The organism is Pseudomonas sp. S10E 269 (assembly GCF_002798465.1).
GTDB lineage: Bacteria > Pseudomonadota > Gammaproteobacteria > Pseudomonadales > Pseudomonadaceae > Aquipseudomonas > Aquipseudomonas pergaminensis.
Genome location: NZ_PHIJ01000001.1, coordinates 1,852,370 through 1,870,875 on the forward strand (window position 1 = coordinate 1,852,370; position 18,506 = coordinate 1,870,875).

General features: G+C 61.9%; 16 protein-coding genes. All 16 read right to left on the reverse strand.

Annotated elements, in window-relative coordinates:
- Positions 1 to 98: 98 nt before the first annotated feature.
- The 16 genes from dtd to hutC all read right to left on the reverse strand — a co-directional run bounded on the left by dtd (position 99) and on the right by hutC (position 18,379).
- A complete protein-coding gene (dtd, locus tag CWC48_RS08610; RefSeq protein ID WP_100491683.1) occupies positions 99 to 536 on the reverse strand; it encodes a D-aminoacyl-tRNA deacylase in 438 nt (145 codons plus the stop codon).
- A complete protein-coding gene (gene pip, locus CWC48_RS08615) occupies positions 533 to 1,504 on the reverse strand; it encodes a prolyl aminopeptidase (RefSeq protein ID WP_078046477.1) in 972 nt (323 codons plus the stop codon). The genes dtd and pip overlap by 4 nt, the downstream gene beginning before the upstream one ends.
- A gap of 104 nt (positions 1,505 to 1,608) precedes the next feature.
- A complete protein-coding gene (locus CWC48_RS08620; protein WP_100491684.1) occupies positions 1,609 to 2,538 on the reverse strand; it encodes an alpha/beta hydrolase in 930 nt (309 codons plus the stop codon).
- A 154-nt stretch (positions 2,539 to 2,692) separates the two neighbouring features.
- Positions 2,693 to 3,628: a choline ABC transporter substrate-binding protein gene (locus tag CWC48_RS08625; RefSeq protein WP_100491685.1), complete on the reverse strand. Its 936-nt coding sequence runs from the start codon at positions 3,626 to 3,628 to the stop codon at positions 2,693 to 2,695.
- Positions 3,629 to 3,818: 190 nt separating this feature from the next.
- Positions 3,819 to 4,619, reverse strand: coding sequence for an N-formylglutamate deformylase (gene hutG / locus CWC48_RS08630; protein WP_078046474.1), 801 nt, complete (start codon positions 4,617 to 4,619; stop codon positions 3,819 to 3,821).
- A 12-nt stretch (positions 4,620 to 4,631) separates the two neighbouring features.
- Positions 4,632 to 5,837: an imidazolonepropionase gene (gene hutI, locus CWC48_RS08635; protein WP_078046473.1), complete on the reverse strand. Its 1,206-nt coding sequence runs from the start codon at positions 5,835 to 5,837 to the stop codon at positions 4,632 to 4,634.
- A gap of 15 nt (positions 5,838 to 5,852) precedes the next feature.
- On the reverse strand, positions 5,853 to 7,262 hold the full coding sequence (locus CWC48_RS08640; RefSeq protein WP_099491298.1) for an amino acid permease: 1,410 nt from the start codon (positions 7,260 to 7,262) through the stop codon (positions 5,853 to 5,855).
- 154 nt (positions 7,263 to 7,416) lie between these two features.
- Positions 7,417 to 8,955: a histidine ammonia-lyase gene (hutH, locus tag CWC48_RS08645; RefSeq protein ID WP_099491301.1), complete on the reverse strand. Its 1,539-nt coding sequence runs from the start codon at positions 8,953 to 8,955 to the stop codon at positions 7,417 to 7,419.
- Between the two features lie 32 nt (positions 8,956 to 8,987).
- Positions 8,988 to 10,496 (reverse strand): histidine ammonia-lyase, encoded by a 1,509-nt coding sequence (gene hutH, locus CWC48_RS08650; RefSeq protein WP_100491686.1) that lies wholly within the window; start codon positions 10,494 to 10,496, stop codon positions 8,988 to 8,990.
- A 145-nt stretch (positions 10,497 to 10,641) separates the two neighbouring features.
- On the reverse strand, positions 10,642 to 11,466 hold the full coding sequence (locus tag CWC48_RS08655; RefSeq protein WP_005783958.1) for a glycine betaine/L-proline ABC transporter ATP-binding protein: 825 nt from the start codon (positions 11,464 to 11,466) through the stop codon (positions 10,642 to 10,644).
- A complete protein-coding gene (locus tag CWC48_RS08660) occupies positions 11,463 to 12,314 on the reverse strand; it encodes a proline/glycine betaine ABC transporter permease (protein WP_028615386.1) in 852 nt (283 codons plus the stop codon). Before CWC48_RS08660 ends, CWC48_RS08655 begins: the two co-directional genes overlap by 4 nt.
- Positions 12,315 to 12,385: 71 nt before the next feature.
- A complete protein-coding gene (locus CWC48_RS08665; protein ID WP_078046470.1) occupies positions 12,386 to 13,351 on the reverse strand; it encodes an ABC transporter substrate-binding protein in 966 nt (321 codons plus the stop codon).
- 69 nt (positions 13,352 to 13,420) lie between these two features.
- Positions 13,421 to 14,878 carry a cytosine permease gene (locus tag CWC48_RS08670; RefSeq protein WP_100491687.1) on the reverse strand — a complete coding sequence of 486 codons (1,458 nt, stop codon included), beginning with the start codon at positions 14,876 to 14,878 and terminating at the stop codon, positions 13,421 to 13,423.
- Positions 14,879 to 15,023: 145 nt separating this feature from the next.
- Complete coding sequence (gene hutU / locus CWC48_RS08675; protein ID WP_256581626.1) at positions 15,024 to 16,709, reverse strand: urocanate hydratase; 1,686 nt, start codon at positions 16,707 to 16,709, stop codon at positions 15,024 to 15,026.
- Between the two features lie 402 nt (positions 16,710 to 17,111).
- Entirely contained in the window at positions 17,112 to 17,672 is a 561-nt protein-coding gene (locus tag CWC48_RS08680) for a HutD family protein (protein ID WP_028615382.1), read from the reverse strand.
- Positions 17,669 to 18,379: a histidine utilization repressor gene (gene hutC, locus CWC48_RS08685; RefSeq protein ID WP_017738808.1), complete on the reverse strand. Its 711-nt coding sequence runs from the start codon at positions 18,377 to 18,379 to the stop codon at positions 17,669 to 17,671. Before hutC ends, CWC48_RS08680 begins: the two co-directional genes overlap by 4 nt.
- Between the last annotated feature and the right edge of the window lie 127 nt (positions 18,380 to 18,506).

The following is an 18,506-nucleotide window of genomic DNA, read 5'->3' on the forward strand; positions in this document are numbered from 1 at the left end:
CGATTATCTAGTAGCCCGCGAGACAACGCACCATGGAGAACAAAGTATTTGTAGCGAAACCCTGCGTTTTTAGGCATTAAAAGTCGTTTTTAATACATTCACGTCTGCAAGAGGAAGGTCACAGGGCCATCATTGACCAAATGCACCTGCATATCGGCGCCAAAACGCCCTGAGGCCACCTTGCCATGCAATTGTTGCGCTTGTAACAGCAAGTGATCAAATAGTGCCGCTCCCAGGGCTGGCGGGGCCGCTGTAGAGAAGCTCGGCCGCAGCCCGCTCTTGGTGTCCGCCGCCAGGGTGAACTGCGATACCAGCAACAAACCGCCAGCGATGTCCTTGAGCGACAGGTTCATCTTGCCTTCGTCGTCGCTGAATACCCGGTAGTTCAGCAGCTTGTGCAGCAGCTTATCGGCACTCTCGGGCGTATCCGAAGGCTCGACGGCCACCAGCACCAGCAAACCCTGATCAATGGCCCCGACGATCTCCCCTGCTACCTCGACCCGGGCGCCTCGCACCCGTTGCAACAGGCCCTTCATGCTTCTTCAGGCGGCAAATCGAGCAAGCGCCGTGCCATTTCGCTGGTCGCACGCACCAAGGCATCGGTAATGCCCGGCTCGGACGCCGCGTGGCCGGCCTCGCGAATCACCTGCAGCTCACTGTTGGGCCACGCCTGGTGCAACTCCCACGCGTTGTCCAATGGGCAGATCATATCGTAGCGCCCGTGAATGATTACGCCAGGCAGATGGGCGATCTTGTGCATATCGCGGATCAGCTGGTTGGGCTCCAGGAACGAGTTGTTGGTGAAGTAGTGGCACTCGATCCGCGCAATGGACAAGGCGCGTTGCGGTTCGGAAAAACGTTCCACGTGCTGCGGGCTCGGGCACAGGCCCAGCATGCGACCTTCCCAGCCCGACCAAGCCTTGGCGGCATGCATCTGGGCGATCTGGTCGTTGCCGGTGAGGCGCTTGTGGTAGGCCGCGATCATGTCGTGGCGCTCTTCCGGCGGGATTGGGGCGATGTAGTCCTGCCAGTAATCCGGGAACAGGCGGCTCGCCCCTTCCTGGTAGAACCAATGAATGTCCTGTGGGCGGGCCAGGAAAATGCCGCGCACGATCAGGCCGTGTACACGCTCCGGATGGGTTTGCGCGTAGGCCAGGGCCAGGGTCGAGCCCCAGGAACCGCCGAACAGTACCCATTTGTCGATGCCCAGGTGTTCGCGGATGCGCTCAAGGTCGGCGACCAGGTCCCAGGTGGTGTTGTTTTCCAGGCTGGCGCGCGGGGTGGAGCGCCCGCAACCACGCTGGTCGAAGGTGACGATGCGGTACAGGTTCGGATCGAAATAGCAGCGGCTCTGGGCGTCACAACCGGCACCTGGGCCACCATGGATGAAAACGACGGGCAAGCCTTCGGGGGAGCCACTTTCATCGACATACAGCGTATGGGTGTCATCGACTGCCAGATCGTGCCGGGCGTAGGGTTTGATCTGCGGGTACCAAGTCTGCATTGCGCGCTCCGTAAGGGGTCGGGTTCATCCCTGGGGGGACGTCTTTTATTTTTGCCGTCTGGCACTATAAACCCGAATTGTGCAATGAGCATGTCCTAGAGCGCTTAGACCTGTGTCAGCCCTTCGCTCCCCAGGTAATCCAGCAGGTAGTCGTAGAGCCGGTCCACCTCCGGCACTTGCCGCCGCGCCCGCAGGCAGCCGTGCACCAGGCCTTTGCCGGGATACAGCACGGTGGTCACGCCCGCCGCTTGCAGCCGTTCGGCGTAGAGCCTGCCGTCGTCGCGCAGCGGGTCGAACTGGGCCACGGCGATGAAGGCCTGGGGCAGACCGCTGAAATCCGCAGCCAGCAGCGGCATGGCATAGGGCGATGGCTTGCCGCTGCCCCGCAGGTACAGCGCCAGGTAGCAGTCGGTGTCGGCGCTGCTGAGCAACGGCGCGTCCATGCAGTCGCGCCGCGACGCCAGGTCGGCCGGGCCGCCCAGGCCCGGATAAATCAATACCTGGGCCCGAGGCAGCGGTTGCCCGTCGTCCCGCAAACCCAGGCACAACGCCGCCGCCAGGTTGCCGCCGGCGCTGTCGCCCATCACCACCTGACGCTGCAGGTCGATCGCGTGAGGCCCCTGCCCTGCCTGGATCGCCTGCCATACGGCGCGGCAATCTTCATAGGCGGCAGGGAACGGGTGCTCAGGCGCCAGCCGGTAATCGATGGCGATCACCAGTACCTGCAAGGCAGTGGCCAGCTCGAAGCAGATGAAGTCGTGGGAATCTAGCCCGCCGACCACCCAACCGCCGCCGTGTATATAGAGAAGGCATGGCCAGCCATCAGGAGGAGTAGGCGCGGTGGGCAGATAACTGCGCACACGCACGCCCGCCAGGGTGAAGTCCTCGACCTGCAAGCCTTCGGGTTGCGGCGGGGTGAATGCACGGCACATGCGGTCATAGCCTGTGCGCAGCCCAACCAGCGAAGAGTCGTCGCTGGCGAAGGATTCGGTCTTGGCGACGAAAGCAAGAAGCTGAGGAGAAATCGGGTACATGCGCAAATATCCCTGACGCTGGAGATCAAGTGTGGGAGCTGGCTTGCCTGCGAAAGCGGTGTGCCTGCCAACTAGTCAATGCCTGACACACCGCCCTCGCGGGCAAGCCCGGCTCCCACATTTGCCCGGTGTTGCCTGGCGTGGAAGGTTCAGCTCAAAGCTCCAGGCTGGCTTGTACAGCTGCCACTGCGTCCGTGCCATCAAACGCTTGGACCCCCGCCAACCAGCGCTGCAAATCCTCGGGATGATCGCGCAGCCATTGCCTGGCCACATCCTGCGGCGACTGGCGCTCCATGATCGGCACCATCAGCTGGCTTTCCTGGGCGGCGGTGAAGGTGAGGTTCTCCAGCAGGCGGTTGGCGTTGGGGCAACGCTCGGCAAAGTCCGGCGCGGTGACGGTGGAAACAGTGGCGCGGCCTTCGTCGGGGCCGAACACGTCTTCGCTGCCGGTGAGGTAGGCCATTTTCATGTTGATGTTCATCGGGTGCGGGGTCCAGCCGACGAACACCACGAACTCCTTGCGGTTCACCGCGCGTTGCACGGCGGCGAGCATTCCCGCCTCACCGGAGGCGACCAGCTTGAAGCCACCCAGGCCAAAGCGATTGGTGTCGATCATTTTCTGGATATCCGTGTTCGCGCCGCTGCCGGGTTCGATCCCGTAGATCTTGCCGCCCAGTTTGTCCTTGAAGCGGGCAATATCGGCAAAAGTCTTCAAGCCGGCATCGGCCACGTATTGCGGCACGGCCAGGGTGGCCTGGGCGTCGGACAGGCTCGGGGTGTCGAACACCTTGACCTGCTTGGCCGCCAGGAACGGCGCGATGTTGTTGTCCATCGCCGGCTTCCAGTAGCCGAGGAAGATGTCCAGGCGTTTGTCGCGGATGCCGGCAAAGATGATCTGCTGCACGGCGCTGGTCTGCTTGCTGTCGTAGCCCAGGCCATTGAGCAGCACATCGGCCATGCCGGAGGTGGCGATCACGTCAGTCCAGCTGACGACGCCCATGCGGATGTTTTTGCAGGAGGCCGGCTCGGCGGCCATGGCGTGCGCACTGAACAGTGCGGCGCCGATAAGGCTCAACAAGGTTTTATGCATGGGGGGTGGTCTCACTTGGCTGTTGTTATTCCACAACCTTAACCAGTGGAGCCTGAGTCAACACGAACTGGGGCGACGGGCAGTTGCACTGGGGCGACTGTGCGGCCGTCATCGCGGGCAAGCCCGCCCCCACATTTTGACCGTGTAAACCCGATTCAATGTGGGAGCTGGCTTGCCTGCCATAGCTATTTCAGCCGTAACGCTGTTGCCCCCAGGCTAACAACCCGTCGAGCAATTGCTTGAGCACCACCCGCGTCGGTTCGGCCAGGTCCGGGCGATAACGGAACGGCTCAACTTCTTCCATGTAGGTGCTCTGGCACAACTCCAGCTGCACGGCGTGGATGTCCTGCGCCGGGTCACCGTAATGCCGGGTGATGTGGCCGCCCTTGAAGCGTCCGTTGAGTACGTGGGTGTACTGCGGATGCGTGGCGCAGATGGCTTCCAACTGGCTGGCCAACGTTGGATCACAGGCGGCGCCGTTGAAGGTGCCGAGGTTGAAGTCCGGCAACTTGCCGTCGAACAGGTGCGGGATCACCGAGCGGATCGAGTGCGCATCAAACAACAGTGCATAGCCAAACTCAGCCTTGAGCCGCGCCAGTTCTTCTTGCAGGGTTCGGTGATACGGGCCCCAGATTTTTTGCAGGTAGGTCACGCGCTCTTCTTCAGACGGCTCATGCCCTTCACGAAACAAGGGCACGCCATCGAACAGCGTCGCCGGGTAGAGGCCGGTGGTGGCGCCGGCATACAACGGCTTGTCGTCGGATGGCCGGTTCAGGTCGATCACAAACCGTGAATATTCAGCCGACAAGGTGCTGGCACCCAGTGCCTCGGCAAAGTCGTACAGCGCAGGAATGTGCCAGTCGGTGTCCGGCAGGCTTTGCGCCTCGGGGATCAACCCAGCCTTGACGGCGGGTGTGAGGTGCAGACCGGCGTGGGGCATGCTGATCAGCAGCGGCACGCGACCTTGTTTGAAGTTCAGAACCTTATCCACAAGCAGTACTCCTCAAACAGTGACGTCGACGCCGTGGCGCACGACGCGTTTATCCAGCTCGCCGCCCAGCCAATAGGCCAGGTCGGCGGGACGATCGATCTGCCAGGCGACAAAATCCGCGACCTTGCCGACTTCCAGGGAGCCGTGGGTGTCGCCCATGCCCAACGCAGTGGCGGCATGTTGCGTGGCGCCGGCCAGCGCTTCTTCCGGGGTCATGCGGAACAGGGTGCACGCCATGTTGAGCATCAGGCGCACCGACAACGCCGGCGAGGTGCCGGGGTTGAGGTCGCTGGCGATAGCGATTTTTACGCCGTGCTTGCGCAGGGCCTCCATCGGCGGCAACTGGGTTTCGCGCAGGAAGTAGAACGCGCCCGGCAGCAAGACCGCGACGGTGCCGGAAGCGGCCATGGCGATGGCGTCTTCTTCGGTCATGAATTCCAGGTGATCCGCCGACAGCGCGTGGTAACGCGCGGCCAGGCTGGAGCCGTGCAGCGATGAAAGCTGCTCGGCGTGCAACTTCACCGGCAGGCCCAGTTGCTGGGCGACTTTGAACACGCGCTCCACCTGCTCGGTGGAGAACGCCAGGTACTCGCAAAACGCATCCACCGCGTCCACCAGCCCTTCCGCCGCCAAGGCCGGCAGCATCTCGGCGCAGATGTGGTCGATGTAGTCGTCGGCGCGGTCCTTGTACTCCGGCGGCAACGCGTGGGCGGCCAGGCACGTCGCCCGCACACTGACCGGCAGCGCTTCGCCGAGGCGACGGGCCACTCGCAACATTTTGCGTTCGTTGGCCAGGTCCAGCCCGTAGCCAGACTTGATCTCGACCGTGGTCACGCCGTCGCGCAGCAGGCTGCGCAGGCGCTTCTCAGCGCTGGCAAACAGTTCATCTTCCGTCGCGGCGCGGGTGGCGCGCACGGTGCTGGCAATACCGCCGCCCTTGGCCGCGATCTCGGCGTAGCTGACGCCTTCGAGGCGTTGCTCGAATTCGCCGCTGCGGTTGCCGCCGAACACCGTGTGGGTGTGGCAGTCGATCAGCCCGGGGGTGACCCACGCGCCTTGCAGGTCATGCACCTGGGCGTAATCCGCCGTGGGTACCTGGCTGCGGGGGCCGATCCACTCAATGAGCGAATCGGCAGTCACCATGGCGGCATCCTCGATGATCGAGTATTTGCCCTGTGCCATGGTTGCGACGTGGCAGTGTTGCCAAAGCGTTTTCATCAACGCCTCCCTAGATTAACGATGAGACAAAGCCGGGTCGTAGTGGACCTTGGCCGCTTGGCCGGCTGCGGGCTTGACCCACAACAGGTAGGCAACCACCAGCAACACGATCCACACGGCACCGACCAGCAAGGCGGCCTGGGTGTCCGGGAAATACCCCAGCACACCAAACACGAACAGCATGAAGACAATGGCCGCCGCTGGCGCATAGGGCCAGAACGGCACTGGGAATTTCAGCTCGGCGACCTGCTCCTTGGTCATCGAGCGGCGCATGGCAACCTGGGTAAACAGGATCATCAACCACACCCATACGGTGGCAAACGTGGCAATGGAGGCGATCAGCAGGAACACGTTTTCCGGGATCAAGTAGTTGAGCACCACACCGCCCAGCAGCGCCGCGCCCATCACCACCACGGTCATCCACGGCACGCCGTGTTTGGACAACTGCGCAAAACCCTTGGGTGCCTGCCCTTGCTGGGCCAGGCCGTACATCATGCGGCCGGCGCCAAAGATGTCACTGTTGATCGCCGAGACGGCCGCCGAGATCACCACGATATTGAGGATGGTCGCCGCCGACCCGATGCCCAAGTTGCTAAAGATCTGCACAAACGGGCTGCCCTGGCTGCCGATCTGCGGCCACGGGTAGATGGCCATCAGCACGAACAGGGTCAGCACGTAGAACAACAGGATACGCAGCGGCACCGCGTTGATCGCCTTGGGGATCACGCGTTGCGGGTCCTTGGCTTCGCCGGCGGTGATGCCGATGATTTCGATGCCGCCAAAGGCAAACATCACCACCGCGAACGAGGCGATCAGGCCGCCGATGCCGTTGGGCATGAAGCCGCCGTGGGCCCACAGGTTACTGAGGCCACTGGCCTGGGTGTCACCGGCCGAATGGATGCCAAACAGCATGATGCCGAAGCCGCCGAGGATCATCGCCACAATGGCGCCGACCTTGAGCAGCGACAGCCAGAACTCCATCTCGCCAAACACTTTGACGTTGCACAGGTTCAGGCCGCCGATCAGAAACACAATGCCGAGTACCCAGACCCACCGCGCGACCTCGGGAAACCAGAAGCCCATGTAGATGCCGAAGGCGGTGACGTCGGCCAGGCAGACGATGATCATTTCAAAGGCATAGGTCCAGCCGAGGATAAACCCGGCCATAGGCCCCAGGTAGGTGCTGGCATACTGGCCGAAGGAGCCGGCGACCGGGTTGTGCACGGCCATTTCGCCGAGGGCGCGCATCACCATGAACACGGCGGCGCCGCCAATCAGGTAGGCCAGCAGTACAGCGGGGCCAGCCATCTGGATAGCCGAGGCAGAGCCATAGAACAGCCCGGTGCCGATCGCGGAACCGAGTGCCATGAAGCGAATATGTCGGGCGCTTAGCCCGCGTTTCAAACCCTTTTCTTGCTGGTGCATTTCTCGTCCTTAATTATTTTTATCCTGAGAAAATTCAGAGCTGCGAACGCTCAAATGTGGGAGCTGGCTTGTCTGCGATGGCGGTGTATCAGTCGTACATTCTTTAACTGACAGAAAGCTATCGCCGGCAAGCCGGCTCCTACAGAGGGCGCGCTTAGAGGCTCGGCAGCAACTTGGCCGGTACCAGCTCGTTCAAGCAGCGAGTGGCGAGCAGTTCGCTGGCAGCGTTGATGTCCGGGGCGAAGAAGCGGTCCTTGTCGTAGAACGCCACTTTGTCGCGCAGGATGCCGCGCGCCTTTTCCAGCTTCGGCGAGGTTTTCAGGCCTTCGCGCAGGTCCAGGCCCTGGCAGGCGGCCAGCCACTCAACCGCGAGGATGCCACGGGTGTTCTCGGCCATTTCCCACAGGCGCTTGCCGGCAGCCGGGGCCATGGACACATGGTCTTCCTGGTTGGCTGAGGTCGGCAGGCTGTCGACGCTATGGGGATGGGCCAGCGCCTTGTTCTCACTGGCGAGTGCCGCGGCAGTCACCTGGGCGATCATGAAGCCCGAGTTCACCCCACCGTTGCCCACCAGGAACGGCGGCAGTTGCGACATGTGCTTGTCCATCATCAGCGAGATGCGACGCTCGCTCAGCGAGCCGATTTCGGCGATGGCCAGCGCCATGTTGTCGGCCGCCATGGCCACCGGCTCGGCGTGGAAGTTGCCGCCGGAGATCACGTCGCCTTCAGCGGCAAATACCAGTGGGTTATCCGACACGGCGTTGGCTTCGACCACCAGCACTTCAGCGGCCTGGCGGAACTGGGTCAGGCAGGCGCCCATGACTTGTGGCTGGCAGCGCAGGGAGTACGGGTCCTGCACCTTGTCGCAGTTCTGGTGCGACTGCGACACCTGGCTGCTGTCACCGAGCAGGTCACGGTAGGCTGCCGCCGAATCGATCTGCCCACGTTGGCCGCGCGCCGCATGAATGCGTGCGTCGAACGGCGAGCGCGAACCGAGCACGGCTTCCACGGTGAGACCGCCACAGGCCAGGGCGCCGGCGAACAGGTCTTCGCCTTCGAACAGGCCACGCAGCGCATAAGCCGTCGACACCTGGGTGCCATTGAGCAGCGCCAGGCCTTCCTTGGCGGCGAGGGTCAGCGGCGTGAGGCCGGCAACTTTCAGCGCTTCGGTGGCTTCCAGCCATTCGCCTTTATAGCGCGCCTTGCCTTCGCCCAGCAGCACCAGGGACATGTGCGCCAAAGGTGCCAGATCGCCCGAGGCGCCTACCGAACCTTTGAGTGGAATATGCGGGTACACCTCGGCGTTGATCAGTGCGATCAGCGCGTCGATCACCTGGCGGCGGATCCCGGAGAACCCACGGCTCAGGCTGTTGACCTTGAGCACCATGACCAGCCGCACCAGCGCATCGCTGATCGGCTCACCGACGCCAGCGGCGTGGGACAGCACCAGGGAACGCTGGAGGTTTTCCAGGTCTTCGCTGGCGATGCGGGTCGAGGCCAGCAGGCCGAAACCGGTGTTGATGCCATAGGCGGTGCGGTTCTCGGCGAGAATCTGCTCCACGCAGGCCACACTGGCTTCGATCTGCGCCGTGGCGCTGTCATCCAGACTGAGGGTTACCGGCTGCTGGTAGATGGCTCGCAGTTGGGCAAGGCTCAGTTGGCCTGGAATCAGGTTTAGCGCAGTCACATTCATGCTCCTTTTGAATTGTTCTTTTGAATAGGTCTTCAGTGTAAATTCGGTAGGTCGGTGTCTTTGAGTAGCTTGGCGGCGGCCGCAATGTCCGGCGCCAGCCAGCGGTCCTGTTCATAGGCCGGCACCACTTCACGCAGCAGGCGCCACGCACGATCGGTGCCCACGCCGAAGCGCTGGTCCTTCAAGAACTCAAACGCCTGGGCCGCCAGCAGGTACTCGATGGCGAGAATCTGCGTCACGTTGGCCAATACTTGGTGCAGCTTGAGCGCGGCATTGGTGCCCATGCTCAGGTGGTCTTCCTGCAGGCCCGAGGTGACGAAGTTATCCAGCACCGCCGGTTGCGCCAGTTGGCGGTTTTGTCCGCACAGCGAGGCGGCGACGTACTGCACAATCATCATCCCGGAGTTGACCCCAGGGTTGCTGACCAGAAACGCCGGCAAGCCGCTGACGTGCGGGTTGATCAGGCGGTCCAGGCGGCGTTCGGCCACCGAGCCGATTTCAGCCAGGGCAATCGCCAGCATGTCCGCCGCCAGCGCGACGGACTGCCCGTGCGGATTGGCCTGGGACACCACGCGGTAGTGGTCCGGCGTGCCGAGCACCAACGGGTTGTCGGTGGCGCTGTTGAGTTCGGTTTCGATCTGGCGTGTGGCGTGCTCCACCTGGTCGCGCGCCGCGCCGTGGATCTGCGGGATCGAGCGGATGCTCAACGCATCCTGAGTGCGAATGCCCTTGCTGCTGGCGATCACTTCGCTGCCATCGAGCAAGGCGCGCAGGTTCATTCCCACGTGTTGCATGCCAGGGTGCGGCTTGAGCGCGATGATTTCTTCATCGAAGGCATCGATCTGCCCACGCTGGGCTTCGAAACTCATGGCGCCGATCACGTCGGCCCATTGCAGCAAGTGGTGCGCGTCGGCCAGGGCCAGGCAGCTCAAGCCGGTCATGCACGGCGTGCCGTTGACCAGGCACAGGCCGTCCTTGGCGCCGAGCACCACCGGCTGCAAACCTTCCGCGCTTAATGCCTCTTGCGCCGGAACGATCCGGCCTTGGTAACTCACCTGGCCCACACCCAGCAAAGCCACGCCAACGTGGGCCATGTGAGTCAGGTAACCCACCGAACCCTGGGACGGTACTTGCGGGGTGATGCCGTGGTTGAGCAGCGCCAGCAACGAGTGCACCACCTGCGGATGCAGACCGGACTTGCCGTGGCTGTAGTTGATGATGGCGGCACAGATGATTGCGCGGGTCTGCTCATCACTCAGCACCGGACCGACGCCGCAGGCATGGCTCAGCAAGGTGTTGCGCGACAGTTGGCTGAGTTGTTCGCCCTTGAGCGACACATTGCACAGCGCGCCCAGGCCAGTGTTCACGCCATAGGCGCGCTCCCCGCTGGTGACAATGCGCTGCACGATGGCTTGCGCGTTGTCGATGCGCGCCCAGGCCTGGCCCGAGAGTTCGAGTACCGCGCCGTGACGGGCGACGGCGACGACGTCCTGCCAGCGCAGCGGGGCGTTGGCGATGATGATTTTTGTTGCCTGGGACATCTTTATACCTTCTTTAATTCTTGTGCAGCTCAACCGGGCTCATCGCGGGCAAGCCCGGCTCCCACATTTGAGCTGTGTGAACCCGATCAAATGTGGGAGCTGGCTCGCCTGCGATAGCGCCAGCCGGCTCACCACAAGGTCCGGATCAGACCACCGCCGCCCGCCGCTGGACAAACCGATCCACATATTCATCCGCCGGCGAATGCAGGATCTCCCGAGGTGTGCCGACCTGAATCAGCTTGCCGTCCTTGAGGATCGCGATGCGGTTGCCGATGCGCACGGCCTCGTCGAGGTCGTGGGTGATGAACACGATGGTTTTGTGCAGGGTCTTTTGCAGCTCCAGCAACTGGTCCTGCATCTCGGCGCGGATCAGTGGGTCGAGGGCGCTGAAGGCTTCGTCCATCAAAATGATGTCGGTGTCGGCCGCGAGCGCGCGGGCCAGGCCGACACGTTGGCGCATGCCACCGGAAAGCTGGTGCGGGTATTTGTTTTCGTAGCCCTTGAGGCCCACGGTTTCGATCCAGTGCAGGGCGCGTTCGGCGCACACCTGTTTGGTTTCGCCACGCACCTTGAGGCCGTAGGCGACGTTGTCGAGCACGCTCTTGTGGGGCAACAGGCCGAAACTCTGGAACACCATGCTGATCTTGTGTCGACGGAATTGGCGCAGGGCTTCCATGTCCAGCTGCAGGATGTCTTCGCCGTCCACCAGGATCGCGCCACTGGTCGGGTCGATCAGGCGGTTGAAGTGACGCACCAGGGTGGACTTGCCGGAACCCGACAGGCCCATGATCACGAAGATTTCACCGGTGCCGATGCTCAGGGACAAGTCGTTCACGCCGACCACGCAGCCGGTCTCGGCCAGGACCTGGTCCTTGGTCTTGCCCTGCCCGACCATGGCCAGCGCATCCTTGGAGCGCGCGCCGAAGATCTTGAAGACGTTTTTAACTTCGATTTTGCTGACAGTAGTCATTTGCTCGCCTCATGCCGTGGACGACCATAGGCCTGGGTAATGCGGTCGATGACCACTGCGAGAATCACGATCGCCAGCCCGGCTTCGAGGCCTCGGCCGACGTTGAGGGTCTGGATGCCGACGAGGACGTCTTCACCCAAGCCACGGGCGCCGATCATCGAGGCGATCACCACCATCGACAGCGCCATCATGGTGGTCTGGTTGATACCGGCCATGATGCTTGGCAACGCCAGCGGCAGTTGCACACCGAACAGTTGCTGCCAACGGTTGGCGCCGAAGGCGTTGATGGCTTCCATGACCTCGCCGTCGACCTGGCGAATACCCAGGTCAGTGAGACGGATCAGCGGTGGCGCGGCGTAGATCACCGTGGCGAAAATCGCCGGGACCTTGCCCAGGCCGAACAGCATCAGCACCGGGATCAGGTACACAAAGCTGGGCATGGTTTGCATGATGTCGAGCAGCGGCATCAGCACCGAACGCAGGCGATTGCTGCGTGCCGAAAGAATGCCCAGCGGGATACCGATCAGCACCGAGATCACCGTGGCGACCATCATTAAGGCGAGGGTCTGCATCAGCTTGTCCCACAGGCCAACCGCGCCGACCAGGAACAGCAATCCGACGATCACCGCCGTGGTCACCACCTTGCGGGTGGCATGCCAGGCGACGCCGCCGACGATGGCCAGCATCAGCCACCAGGGCGCTGCGCGCAGCAACCCTTCCAGGTTGACGATGGCCCACAGCAGGGTGTCGGAAATGTGCCGGAACACATCACCGTAGTTGGTGACCAATGAGTCCACCCAACCGTTGACCCAGTCGGCGATGGAAAACGTAAAACTCTCAGGAAACATATCGTGCTCTCGATCCAGTGGGTTGTGGCCAGGCGCCCGGCTGCCCTTCAGGGTAGCCGGGCACGCTTGACCTACAAGGCCGCGTCGATTTTCTTGGCTGCGTCGTCGCTCACCCAGGCGTGCCAGACTTCAGGATGTTCCTTGAGGAAAATTTTCGCCAGTTTTGGCGACTCAATTCGTTCCTTGGCCATGCGACCCAGGTTCTGGTTCAGCAGGTCGATAGGCAGGTTGACCTTTTCCAGCACGGCCACCAGCTCAGGGGCTTGCTCATGGAAGGTCTTGGACAGGCCGACCTTGATGCTCACGCTTTTATCCACGCCGGGTTTTTCTTCCAGCTTGACCAGGTCAACCTGGCCCATCAGCGGCGTCGGCGACCAGTAGTAGAACAGGATCGGCTCGCCACGCTTGTAGCTCGACAGCACCGCCGCATCCAGCGCCGGGCCGGTGCCTGGGCGGAAGTTGGTGTAGGAATTTTCCAGGCCGTAGCTTTTCAGCATCTCGCTGTTGTCCAGCTCGCAGGTCCAGCCGGCTGGGCAGTTGTAGAAACGGCCCTTGGACGGTTCTTCCTGGTCCTTGAACACCGAGGCGTACTTGGCCAGGTCGGCGATGTTTTTCAGGTCCGGCGCCTTGGGTTCCAGCTTGCGTTTGGCGTCGCCTTCGATCACATAGCGCGGCACGTACCAACCTTCGATAGCGCCCACGACCGGGGCACCGACGCCAACGACTTTGCCGGCCTTCTCGGCTTTGTTCCAGACTTCACTGCGGCCCACCCATTCTTCGGCGAACACTTGGATGTCATTGCTGCTCAGGGCGTTTTCCATGGTGATGGAGTTGCCCGGCAGGCTGTCGGTTTTGCAGCCGTAGCCTTTTTCCAGCACGGTTTGCAGGATGTCGGTGAGCAACATGCCGCTTTCCCAGTTCAGGCCGGCGAATTTCACCGGTTTGCCGGATTCGCACCAGCCGGCTGCCTGGGCGCCAGCGGAGGCGAGCAAACCTGCAGAGAGCAAGGTGGCCAGCAGGGTCTTATGCATTTTCATTGTTGTGACGCTCCCAATCTTGAAATGGATTACGGCAGTCAGTAGGCATCCTGCCCTGTCCACGTCCCATCAGGCTTGTGCAGCCAGCCCGTTTGCTCTTGGTATAGCGCCCTGCTCTGTTGGCAGGATCAGGTGATCGGGCACCGTGCCGTGCCATTTTTTTGCACACAGGTAATACAGCGCCGCCGGCAGCACCAGGCCGATGATCCAGGAAATATCCACATCACCAAGCGCGGCCACCAGGGGGCCGGTGTAGAACTTGGTGGAGATGAACGGCAACTGCACCAGCACGCCGAAGACATACACGCTGATACCCAGCAGGTTCCAGCGGCCATAGCGCCCGTAGGGGTCGGCCAGTGCCGGCACGTCATAGCGCTCGCGGGTGATGCAGTAGTAGTCCACTAGGTTGATCGCACTCCAGGGCGTGAAGAACGCCAGCAGGAACAGGATGAAAGACTTGAACGCACCGAGGAACGAGTGCTGGCCGAGCAACGCGATCAGGGTCGCGGTCCCGACAATCACCAGCACGAATACCAAGCGCTGCAGGCGCGTGACCTCAAGGCGACCACGGAAGCCGCTGATGATGGTCGCGATGCACATGAAGCTGCCGTAAGAGTTCAGCGTCGAGATGGTGACCTTGCCAAACGCGATGCTGAAGTACAGCAGCGCAGCGGTGGCGCCGGTACCGCTCAAGCCAACGATGTAGGCCACTTCATGCCCGGCGAACTGACCATTGGACATGGCTGCGGCAAACACGCCGAGGACCATCGCCACCTGAGCGCCCACGACCGAACCCGCGCCGGCGGCGAAAAAAGTCTTCACCGATGACGTGGTGCTCGGCAGGTAACGCGAGTAGTCCGCCACGTAAGGGCCGAAGGCGATCTGCCAGGAGGCCGCGAGCGACACCGCCAGCAGAAAACTGCTCCAGCTGAAGTGACGGATTTGCAGGAGAGCGCCAACGTCGGTCTGGCTTATCAGGCGGCTGAACAGGTAGACAAAGGCGATCACGCCAATGACGCTGGCGACACGACCGATGAAATGGATCACCCGGTAGCCCAGCACCGTGACCAGCACGATGACACTGGCGAAAATCAAAATACCGGTGCTGTCGCTGACCCCGAACAACTGGCCCAGCGCTTGACCGGACAGCACCGTGCCGGTGGCGGTGAAACCCAGGTACATCAGGCACACCAGCACGATCGGAATGGCCGCGCCGTACACGCCGAACTGCACCCGACTGGAAATCATCTGCGGCAGGCCCAGCTTGGGCCCCTGCGCCGCATGCAACGCCATGACGCCGCCGCCGATCAGTTGACCGACAAACAGCCCGATCAACGACCAGAACACATCACCGCCCAGCACCACGGCCAAGGCCCCGGTGACAATCGCGGTGATCTGCAGGTTGGCACCCATCCACAGGGTGAACTGGCTAAACAGACGACCGTGTCTTTCCGCTTCCGGGATGTAGTCGATCGAACGCCTTTCGATCAACGGGGTGGTGCTTGCACGTGCGTCATTTGCAGCCATGTGTGTTCAACCTCTGATGGATTGTTCATAAAGCCTGTGTAAAACCGCTTTTCTGTGGGAGCTGGCTTGCCTGCGATGCGGGCGACTCGGTCTATCAGTAGAACCGAGGGGATGCCATCGCAGGCAAGCCCGTTCCCACAGTGGGTTATTTGATCATCGGGAGATTGAGGCCCTGCTCTTTGGCGCAGTCGATCGCGATCTGGTAGCCAGCGTCTGCGTGACGCATCACACCGGTGGCCGGGTCGTTATGCAGCACGCGGGCAATGCGCTCAGCCGCTTCGTCGGTGCCGTCGCAGACGATCACCATGCCGGAGTGCTGGGAGAAGCCCATGCCTACGCCACCACCGTGGTGCAGCGAAACCCAGGTCGCGCCGCTGGCGGTGTTGAGCAAGGCGTTGAGCAGTGGCCAGTCGGACACGGCGTCAGAACCGTCCTGCATGGCTTCGGTTTCGCGGTTCGGGCTGGATACCGAGCCGGAGTCGAGGTGGTCACGGCCGATCACGACCGGCGCCGACAGCTCACCGCTGCGTACCATTTCGTTGAATGCCAGGCCGAGCTTGGCGCGCTGGCCCAGGCCCACCCAGCAGATACGCGCCGGCAGGCCCTGGAAGCTGATGCGCTCGCGCGCCATGTCCAGCCAGTTGTGCAGGTGGGCGTCGTCCGGGATCAGCTCTTTGACTTTGGCGTCGGTCTTGTAGATGTCTTGCGGGTCGCCCGACAGCGCAGCCCAACGGAACGGGCCGATGCCACGGCAGAACAGCGGGCGGATGTAGGCCGGTACGAAACCCGGGAAGTCGAACGCGTTTTCCACGCCTTCTTCCTGGGCCATCTGGCGGATGTTGTTGCCGTAGTCGAAGGTCGGGATGCCTTGCTTCTGGAATTCCAGCATGGCTTTGACGTGCACGGCCATCGACTGCTTGGCCGCCTTGATCACGGCAGCTGGCTCGGTCTTGGCGCGAGCGCGGTATTCGTCCCAGGCCCAGCCGGCTGGCAGGTAGCCGTTGAGTGGGTCGTGGGCGCTGGTCTGGTCGGTGACCATGTCTGGGCGCACGCCGCGCTTGACCAGTTCCGGCAGGATTTCCGCCGCGTTACCCAGCAGGGCAATGGAGATAGCCTTGCCTTCCTTGGTGTACTTGGCAATGCGCGCCAGTGCGTCGTCGAGGTCGGTGGCTTGTTCGTCGACATAACGGCTGTTCAGGCGGAAGTCGATGCTGACTTGTTGGCATTCAATGTTCAGCGAGCACGCGCCGGCCAGCGTTGCGGCCAAAGGTTGCGCGCCGCCCATGCCGCCGAGACCGGCGGTGAGCACCCAACGGCCAGTCAGGTCGCTGTTGTAATGCTGGCGACCCGCTTCGACGAAGGTTTCGTAGGTGCCTTGGACGATGCCCTGGCTGCCGATGTAGATCCAGCTGCCGGCGGTCATCTGGCCGTACATGGCCAGGCCCTTGGCATCCAGTTCGTTGAAGTGTTCCCAGCTCGCCCAGTGCGGCACCAGGTTGGAGTTGGCGATCAGTACACGCGGGGCGTTGCTGTGGGTCTTGAACACGCCGACCGGCTTGCCGGATTGCACCAGCAGGGTTTCGTCGTCATTCAGGTTGGTGAGGCTCTCGACGATCTGGTCGTAGCACTCCCAGTTGCGCGCCGCGCGGCCGATACCGCCATACACCACCAGTTCTTTGGGGTTCTCGGCCACTTGCGGGTCGAGGTTGTTCATCAGCATGCGCAACGGCGCTTCAGTCAGCCAGCTTTTGGCGGTGAGCTTGTTACCGTGGGCGGCACGGATTTCGACGTCACGGTATTTTGTAGGCCTGGCTTTAGAAAAATCGGTCACGACTGGACTCCTCGGCATGATGCGCGAACATGGATGGTGCGAAGGAGAGTCTTACGCACACATCTTTACTTGTACATACAAGCATATGCAATCAAGCGGCCAACTTGCTGAGGGGGCTGTTGAGATTTTTTCCGAAAGTGGGCGCAAGCCTTGGAAATTAAGGCTTGGAGACTTAATGAAATTTCTTACGGAGGATTTTTACAGCAAGGGAGGTTTGGCGCGATGGCGTGGTTTTGCGCCACGCTGGGGCATTCGGTAACAAATTGGTGCGGACGTTGGAAACAGTTCTGTTGCTCTCCACAAAACAAATGTGGGAGCAGGCTTGCCCGCGAATGCAGTGGGTCAGCCAGCCTCTCTGGTACTGATACACCGCATTCGCGGGCAAGCCCGCTCCCACAGTTTTTAATCGCGAGCAGTCAGTTCGATAATGCAGCTGCGGCCGCTGACGGAGATATCCAGCAGGCCAGTGTTACCGTCCACTTGCAGGCAGTCGTGATGCCCCAGCTTGTGGTCCAGCACCTTCACTTCATCCGCCACGCTGAACACCAGCACCGTCTGCGCCGTGCTGAAAAAGCGCTGCTCGCCATCGATCCATTGCAACCGTGCGTGGTAACGCTGTGGCGAATAGATCAGGTTGAAGTCGCGGATCGGCCCGGTGATCAGGCGACATGACACTTGGCTGTCACCCTTGAACGCGAAGGGTTGGAGCGGTAACAAACCGCGCTGCTCCTCACCGTCCACGGTCAGGACCATGCCCGCGCCCTTGATCACGGTGATCACGCGCTGGTAGCCGGCGAAGGTCGAAAACCCACCCGACTCGGCAATATCGGCAATCGACAGTCGCCAGCCAAAACCATCCAGGCCGGTACCGGCATCACGGGTGATTTCTTCGGTGCTGCCACCGCCGTTTTTCCATGGCATGCGCACGTAATCGGTGGCGCGCCAGACTTTCACTGCACTCATTTACTGAAACGTCCTTCCAGGCTGTGACGGGAACCGGGGTGGATCAGACGCGCGGCGGTCACCGGCTGGCGGCCTGACCAGGTGCGCCGGCGAATCAGCAGGCACGGCTCGCTGGGTTCGATCTGCAGCAACTTGCACTCGGCTGCATCGGCAAGGATGGCTTCGACCACATGCTCGCCTTCGGTCAGCGGTGCCACCTGGTTCAGGTAGGCATACGGCGTTTGCTGGGTGAAATCCTGCTGCAGGTATTCCGGCGCGACCAGGGCATTGACGAAGCGGTCTTCGATTTGCACGGGAATATCGTTTTCGAAATGCACGATCAACGAATGGAAAACACGCCCGCCTTCACGCATCTCCAAGGCGACAGCGCGCTCGGAACCGGCAGCCTCCTCGCCCAGGTGGATGACCTGGCAGGTATGCCGATGACCGCGTGAGGCGATCTCATCGGCGATGTTGTGCACTTCGAACAGCGCCGACTGGCTCTTGGGCTCGGCGACAAAGGTGCCGACACCTTGCATGCGCACCAGCAAACCTTCAGCGGTGAGCTCGCGCAACGCACGGTTGATGGTCATACGGCTGAAACCCAGCTGGCTGACCAGTTCGCTCTCGGACGGCACGCGGTAATGGGGCGGCCAGTTGCCGTTGAGGATCTGCTGGCTGATCATCTGTTTGACGCGGGCATACAAGGGCGCCGGACTTTCGTCCATGTGGGCAGCCAGCGAAGACTTGGCAGGCGGAGTCGGCACAGGGAATCCTTGCAGGGGGAAAAGATGCATAGATTGCCGGAGTTTACCGAGCAGGCAAACGTCTGTATATGTATATACAAATAAACAC